The sequence below is a fragment of the Pseudomonas sp. SDO55104_S430 genome, from assembly GCF_054070595.1.
Window position 1 is genome coordinate 1 of the sequence record NZ_JBSVXG010000322.1, and the last position, 4883, is coordinate 4883.

The window sequence follows — 4883 nt, forward strand, 5'->3', positions numbered from 1 at the left end:
CACAGTTGACCGAGATGTTCTGTGGGAGCGAGCCTGCTCGCGATAGCGCTCGAATAAACGGCGTCCGCTTCGCAGGATTCATCGCCCTGTCATCCACACGCCGTCAAACGGTCATCCCCCGCGCCGATTCTGTAGCTCCCGTACTCGCTTTGGGAGACAAGAAATGGCCCAGCACTACGAAGAACGCAACAGCGTCGTCAAAACCCGCCGTCAGCAGGAAGATCAGCGCCGTATGGAGTTTCGCCGCGCTATCGAGGATCGCTGTGAACAGCGCCAACTTCTCGCCGAAATCGGCGATTTTCCTCAAGAATTCGAAGTCAAACTCTGGCAGAAAGCGTCGACGCCTTCCCGTCGAAACGCTCAACCAGCCCGCTGATTTGCACCCGCTCGCTGCGCACGAACGCAAGGAATGCGTGAGCCACAGGTGACAGGCGTTTGGCCTTGGCCTGCACCAGGCACCAACTGCGATAGAGCGGCAGTTCTTCGACCGGCAGCTCGATCAGCCCGCCGGTCGCCAGCTCCAGGTTAAGGGCGTGGCGCGTCAACAGCGCAACGCCCAGTCCGGCCAACACACACTCACGCTGAGCTTCGGCCGACGAGACTTCCTGGGTCTGGTTGAAGTGCACGCGCTTTTCCTTGAAATACTCCTCGCAGGCCATTCGCGTACCCGAGCCGGGCTCGCGCAACAGCAGTGTGTAAGGCTCAAGGTCCTGCAAGCGCAACGGTCCCATGTGACACAGCGGATGATCCGGTGGGGCGACGGCGACGATCGGGTTATTGAGGAATGGCAGGAATTCCAGCCCCATGTCCTGCGGCACCATGGACATGATCACCAGATCGTCGCGGTTGTCGGAGAGGCGGCGGATCACCTGCCCGCGGTTGACCACCGTCAGTTGCAGGTTGACCTCCGGGTGCTGGCGCTTGAACGCGGCAAACAGGTGCGGGACGAAGTATTTGGCGCTGGATTCGATCGCCAGTTTCAACTGGCCCTGCAGGGAGCCCTGCATGTCGGACAGCTGCATGTCGAGATTTTCCAGGCGCCCGAAAATGTCCCGGCTGGCGCGTTGCAGTGCTTCGGCGGCCTCGGTCATGTACAGTTTTTTGCCGACGTAATCGAACAAAGGTTGACCAATCAGCTCTTCCAGCTGGCGAATCTGCAGGCTGACGGCCGGTTGGGTGAGCGACATTTCGTCGGCTGCCCGACTGTAGGACCGTAGATCACAGACTTCATTGAAAATCTGCAATTGACGCAATGTCATACGCATCAATGACTTACGCATTTATAAAGCACCTTCGGCGCAGGCTGGAGCAGCAACTATAAGTCTTTACTTATGCGTGACCCAATAATTATTCATTTTTGTTAATTCCTTGCGGGCGCTAGTGTGGCCCTGCGACCAAATTGAAACATTTGGTCACGCGTCGACCTGGGTCTAGCAGGTCGTGGGTACTACCGGCTCAAGGGAAACTTCCAAGTGATAAAAAAGATCCTGATCGCCAACCGTGGTGAGATTGCCGTACGAATCGTACGAGCCTGCGCCGAGATGGGTATTCGCTCGGTGGCGATTTATTCCGACGCCGACCGTCACGCACTGCATGTGAAGCGCGCGGATGAAGCCCACAGTATTGGTGCCGAGCCGCTGGCCGGTTACCTGAACCCGCGCAAGCTGGTGAACCTTGCGGTGGAAACCGGTTGTGACGCGCTGCACCCAGGCTACGGGTTCCTTTCGGAAAACGCGGAACTGGCGGACATTTGCGCCGAACGTGGTATCAAATTCATCGGTCCATCGGCTGAAGTCATTCGCCGCATGGGCGACAAGACCGAAGCGCGCCGCAGCATGATCAAGGCCGGCGTACCGGTCACTCCGGGTACCGAAGGCAACGTCTCGGGCATCGAAGAAGCCCTGACCGAAGGCGATCGCATCGGTTACCCGGTAATGCTCAAGGCTACTTCCGGTGGTGGCGGCCGCGGTATCCGTCGCTGCAACAGCCGCGAAGAGCTCGAACAGGCTTTCCCGAGGGTGATTTCCGAGGCCACCAAGGCTTTCGGTTCGGCGGAAGTGTTCCTGGAAAAATGCATCGTCAATCCGAAACACATCGAAGCGCAGATCCTCGGCGACAGCTTCGGCAACGTGGTGCACCTGTTCGAGCGTGACTGCTCGATCCAGCGCCGCAACCAGAAGCTGATCGAGATCGCCCCGAGCCCGCAACTTACCCCGGAACAGCGCGCCTACATCGGCGACCTGTCGGTGCGTGCGGCCAAGGCGGTGGGTTACGAGAACGCCGGTACCGTGGAGTTCCTGCTCGCCGAGGGCGAGGTGTACTTCATGGAGATGAACACCCGGGTGCAGGTGGAGCACACCATCACCGAAGAAATCACCGGTATCGACATCGTCCGCGAGCAGATCCGCATCGCGTCCGGCTTGCCGCTTTCGGTCAAGCAGGAAGACATCCAGCACCGTGGTTTCGCCTTGCAGTTCCGGATCAACGCCGAAGACCCGAAAAACAACTTCCTGCCGAGCTTCGGCAAGATCACCCGTTACTACGCGCCCGGCGGTCCCGGCGTGCGGACAGACACGGCGATCTATACCGGCTACACCATTCCACCGTTCTACGACTCCATGTGCCTGAAACTGGTGGTGTGGGCGCTGACCTGGGAAGAGGCGATGGACCGTGGCTTGCGCGCCCTGGACGACATGCGTGTGCAAGGGGTCAAGACCACCGCCGCGTACTACCAGGAAATCCTTCGCAACCCGGAATTCCGTAGCGGCCAGTTCAACACCAGCTTCGTTGAAAGCCACCCTGAACTGACCAACTACTCGATCAAGCGCAAACCCGAAGAGCTGGCCCTGGCCATCGCCGCCGCCATCGCCGCCCACGCAGGCCTGTGAGGAATACAACAATGTCCAAGAAGATTCACGTAACCGACACCATCCTGCGCGACGCCCACCAATCGCTGCTCGCGACCCGCATGCGCACCGAAGACATGCTGCCGATCTGCGACAAGCTCGACAAAGTCGGCTACTGGTCGTTGGAATGCTGGGGCGGCGCCACGTTCGACGCCTGCGTACGCTTCCTGAAAGAAGACCCGTGGGAGCGTCTGCGCCAACTACGCGCGGCGTTGCCGAACACTCGCCTGCAAATGCTCCTGCGTGGCCAGAACCTGCTGGGCTACCGCCACTACAGCGACGACGTGGTCAAGGCGTTCGTGGCCAAGGCCGCGGTCAACGGCATCGACGTGTTCCGTATCTTCGACGCGATGAACGACGTGCGTAACCTGCGCGTGGCCATCGAAGCGGTAAAGGCTGCGGGCAAACACGCCCAGGGCACCATCGCTTACACCACCAGCCCGGTGCACACCATCGACGCGTTCGTGGCACAGGCCAAGCAAATGGAAGCCATGGGTTGCGACTCGGTGGCGATCAAGGACATGGCCGGCCTGCTGACGCCGTACGCCACTGGCGAGCTGGTCAAGGCACTGAAAGCCGAGCAGTCGCTGCCCGTGTTCATCCACTCCCACGACACCGCCGGCCTGGCCGCGATGTGCCAGCTCAAGGCCATCGAAAACGGTGCCGACCACATCGACACCGCGATCTCCAGCTTCTCCTCGGGCACCAGCCACCCGGGCACCGAGTCGATGGTCGCTGCTCTCAAAGGCAGCGAATTCGACACCGGCCTGAACCTGGAACTGCTGCAAGAGATCGGCCTGTACTTCTACGCCGTGCGCAAGAAGTACCACCAGTTCGAAAGCGAGTTCACCGCAGTCGATACCCGCGTACAGGTCAACCAGGTTCCAGGCGGGATGATTTCCAACCTGGCCAACCAGCTCAAGGAGCAGGGCGCCCTGAACCGCATGGGTGAAGTGCTGGCGGAAATTCCGCGGGTTCGCGAAGACCTCGGCTTCCCGCCGCTGGTGACCCCGACTTCGCAGATCGTCGGCACCCAGGCGTTCTTCAACGTGCTGGCCGGCGAGCGCTACAAGACCATCACCAACGAGGTGAAGCTGTACCTGCAAGGCGGCTACGGCAAGGCGCCGGCGCCTGTGAACGAGCAACTGCGTCGCCAGGCCATCGGCAGCGAAGAAGTGATCGACGTACGTCCCGCCGACCTGCTCAAGCCGGAAATGGCCAAGCTGCGTGCCGACATCGGCGCGTTGGCCAAGTCTGAAGAAGACGTGCTGACCTACGCCATGTTCCCGGACATCGGCCGCAAGTTCCTCGAAGAACGCGCAGCCGGCACCCTGACCCCTGAAGTGCTGCTGCCGATTCCGGAAGCGGGCAAGGTGGCGTCGGCGGGTGGCGAGGGCGTGCCGACCGAGTTCGTCATCGACGTCCACGGCGAAACCTACCGCGTCGACATCACCGGTGTCGGCGTCAAGGCCGAAGGCAAGCGTCACTTCTACCTGTCCATCGACGGCATGCCGGAAGAAGTGGTGTTCGAGCCGCTGAACGAATTCGTCGGCGGCGGCAGCAGCAAGCGCAAGCAAGCCTCCGCACCGGGCCACGTCAGCACCACCATGCCGGGCAACATTGTCGACGTGCTGGTCAAGGAAGGCGACACCGTCAAGGCCGGCCAGGCTGTGCTGATCACCGAAGCGATGAAGATGGAAACCGAAGTCCAGGCCGCCATCGCCGGCAAGGTCACCGCCATCCACGTGGCCAAGGGCGACCGCGTGAATCCGGGCGAAATCCTGATCGAGATCGAAGGCTGAGATAACAGCCTCGATACAACGCTTTAAACCTCGGGGGAGCATGGGCTCCCCTTTTTTTTGCCTGCGATTCGATGAACGACCAAAACCTGTATTTGCCCACGATTCAATGAACGACAAAACAACCTGTAGGAGCCGAGCTTGCTCGCGAAGGCGGTGTGTCAGTCAGCATCATTGC

Annotated in this window: 4 protein-coding genes; 3 read left to right on the forward strand and 1 reads right to left on the reverse strand. The window is 60.5% G+C overall.

Features of this window, described 5'->3' with window-relative positions; genetic code table 11:
- Positions 1–163: 163 nt before the first annotated feature.
- Positions 164–376 (forward strand): PA3496 family putative envelope integrity protein, encoded by a 213-nt coding sequence (locus ACW9JE_RS28550; RefSeq protein ID WP_457434661.1) that lies wholly within the window; start codon positions 164–166, stop codon positions 374–376.
- On the opposite strand, the gene ACW9JE_RS28555 is transcribed toward ACW9JE_RS28550, so the two are convergent.
- The gene (locus ACW9JE_RS28555; protein WP_224539913.1) at positions 318–1280 is read right to left on the reverse strand and encodes a LysR family transcriptional regulator; all 963 of its coding nucleotides are present in this window, start codon (positions 1278–1280) and stop codon (positions 318–320) included. The genes ACW9JE_RS28550 and ACW9JE_RS28555 overlap by 59 nt on opposite strands.
- Positions 1281–1472: 192 nt before the next feature.
- On the opposite strand from ACW9JE_RS28555, the gene ACW9JE_RS28560 reads away from it, so the two are divergent.
- On the forward strand, positions 1473–2888 hold the full coding sequence (locus tag ACW9JE_RS28560; RefSeq protein ID WP_008056950.1) for an acetyl-CoA carboxylase biotin carboxylase subunit: 1416 nt from the start codon (positions 1473–1475) through the stop codon (positions 2886–2888).
- Between the two features lie 11 nt (positions 2889–2899).
- Positions 2900–4708: a sodium-extruding oxaloacetate decarboxylase subunit alpha gene (gene oadA / locus ACW9JE_RS28565; protein ID WP_224539915.1), complete on the forward strand. Its 1809-nt coding sequence runs from the start codon at positions 2900–2902 to the stop codon at positions 4706–4708.
- The last annotated feature ends 175 nt before the right edge of the window (positions 4709–4883 follow it).